Source organism: Nocardioides sp., from assembly GCF_031422975.1.
Classification (GTDB): Bacteria; Actinomycetota; Actinomycetes; order Propionibacteriales; family Nocardioidaceae; genus Nocardioides.
This window is the reverse complement of sequence record NZ_JANPEO010000396.1, coordinates 1-2168: the sequence shown is the minus strand read 5'-3', so window position 1 is coordinate 2168 and position 2168 is coordinate 1. Positions and strand designations below refer to the sequence as shown.

General features: G+C 66.5%; 3 protein-coding genes. 2 read left to right on the top strand and 1 reads right to left on the bottom strand.

What is annotated here, in order from left to right; translation table 11 throughout:
- Nucleotides 1-357: 357 nt before the first annotated feature.
- Entirely contained in the window at nucleotides 358-1050 is a 693-nt protein-coding gene (locus RMO85_RS11985) for a recombinase family protein (RefSeq protein ID WP_310528955.1), read from the bottom strand.
- A gap of 142 nt (nucleotides 1051-1192) precedes the next feature.
- On the opposite strand from RMO85_RS11985, the gene RMO85_RS11980 reads away from it, so the two are divergent.
- Both RMO85_RS11980 and RMO85_RS11975 read left to right on the top strand, forming a co-directional pair.
- Nucleotides 1193-1525: a hypothetical protein gene (locus RMO85_RS11980; protein ID WP_310528954.1), complete on the top strand. Its 333-nt coding sequence runs from the start codon at nucleotides 1193-1195 to the stop codon at nucleotides 1523-1525.
- An 86-nt stretch (nucleotides 1526-1611) separates the two neighbouring features.
- The coding region (locus RMO85_RS11975; RefSeq protein ID WP_310528953.1) for a nucleotidyl transferase AbiEii/AbiGii toxin family protein at nucleotides 1612-2168 on the top strand (557 nt) is incomplete at its 3' end.

The window sequence follows — 2168 nt, the reverse complement described above, 5'->3', positions numbered from 1 at the left end:
AGGGTGTCGCGCCGCCGATGGGCGGCGGTCCGGGCGCGATCCATCGCCTCGCCGACCTCGTCGAGCCGGTCGTCGAACAGGTGACCGTAGGTGTCGAGGGTCATCGTCGCCGATTGTATTTTCATGTCCGCACCGTGCAGGCAGAAAAAGTCCCCGGCAAGGGTCGGACAATTTCGCATGATCGTCGCAGCGCTCAAGCTGCTCTTCCGCTGGCGTGTCGTGGACCGCGACGGGTCCGACTGCCACGCTCGTCCTTTTAGAGGAACCCCAATCGGACGTCACCAGCGAGCAGGCAAGCCAGGAACGCCGACGTCCCGGTGAGGTGTTGGATACGGGACAGTCGGCGTCGTGGCCGGGTCAGCGCTTTGAAGACGCCTCAGCGAGGCCGGCTCTGGCCTCGACGCGTTGGCGTTCGATGGCTCGATACACGGTAGAGCGACCGACACCGAAGAGTTCGGCGACTTCGGCGGAGCTGTACTCGCCGCTATGCACCAGCGAGACCAGGTGAGCTTCCTGCTTCCGGTTGAGCTTGGGCTGCTTGCCGCGGAGCCGGCCCTTGGCCTTGGCGACCTTCATGCCTTCGACTGTGCGGAGCCTGATGAGGTCGGACTCGAATTCAGCGACCATCGCGAGAACGTTGAACAGCAGCCGCCCGACGGCGTCGGTGGGGTCGTAGACCGAGCCGCCGAGCGAGAGGCTGATCTGTCGCGTGGTGAGTTCGTCGGCGATCGCCCGGGCATCGGGCAGTGACCTGGCCAGACGGTCAAGTTTGGTCACCACAAGGGTGTCGCCAGCGCGGCAGGCGGCGAGTGCTTCGCGGAGCCCTGGTCGTTCCCGGTTGGTGCCGCTCAGGCCGTGGTCGACGTAGATCCGCTCAGTCTCGACGCCGAGGTTGAGCAGGGCCTCACGTTGAGCGGTGAGGTCTTGTTGGTCTGTGGAGCATCGGGCGTACCCGACAAGTAGTGCGCTCATGGCGCACCTCCATGGGGTGGGGCCGGCTCGAAGGGGGTTCCTCCGGCTACCGGCAACGGCACTCGGCCGCTCGTCCACGATCGGGTTGCGCAGCCGTCGCAGACCATCCGGGGGCCACTTCTGTGTCAACGAGGGGTGTTGATGTGGCGGCGCGCCTCGTCCCTTGCAGGAGGTCGTGTGTCGGTGGGGTGTGCAACGCTGTTCGTGAGAGGAGGCAGCGATGAGCACCATGCATCTGGGGCCGCGTCACGACGGGTGGCAGCGACCGGTGGCGGTTCCTGGGACCTTGTCGGAGTTGCGTGGGCCGACGACGGGTCGTGTGCGGCTGCCGTTGCACGTGTACTCCTCGGGTTTGGGGCCAGGACGGGAGTTCAACCTCTCCGTAGAAGCCGAGAAGGTCGAGCTCTACCAGATCGTGCTCAGCGAGGGCCGACTGTCCGACGTCTGCGGGTTCATCGACGCCGACGCCCTGGTGGGACTGTGGGCGCGGCTATGGCTGTCCCCGCACGTGCGCGCCGCATGGCGCCCGCTGCTCGGTGCCGTGGCGTCGTGAGCCTGGACCCGCTGCACGAGTGGGTAGCCCGGATCGTTTTCGAGCTGCCCGAGGCGGGGAACGTCGCCATCGCCGGTGGCAACGCCATGCTGGCCCACGACCTGGTCGTCCGCCCCACCCAGGATCTCGACCTGTTCACCCCGGTTGCCTCCGAGGTGGATCCCCTCGTCGTCGCGCTCACTGAAGCCCTACGCGGCCAGGGCGCACGGGTGGAGGTCGACCGTCGAGGCCCCGGTTTCGCCCGGCTCACCGTAGAGACCGTTGATGGTCGCCAGGTCGTCGTCGAGATCGCCCACGATGCCCGACTGCGCGACTCGGTCCAGCTCGACTTCGGACGCGTGCTCCACCCCGACGAGGTAGCCGCTGACAAGACCCTGGCCTTGTTCGGGCGTGCGGCAGCGCGAGATCTGGTCGACGTTGCCGCGTTGACCGAGCGCTACCCGCTGAAGCAACTATGTGCGTTGGCAGAGGAGAAGGACGCCGGCTTTGACCCACGCGTGCTCGCCGATGCGATGAACGCGGCAACCGAACACCCAGACGACTCCTTTGCAGAACTCGGACTGTCCCAAGAGGCGACCAACCGGTTACGCAGCAAGGCCCAGGAATGGCGCGCCGCGTTGCTCACCACCAACACTTCGTCGAT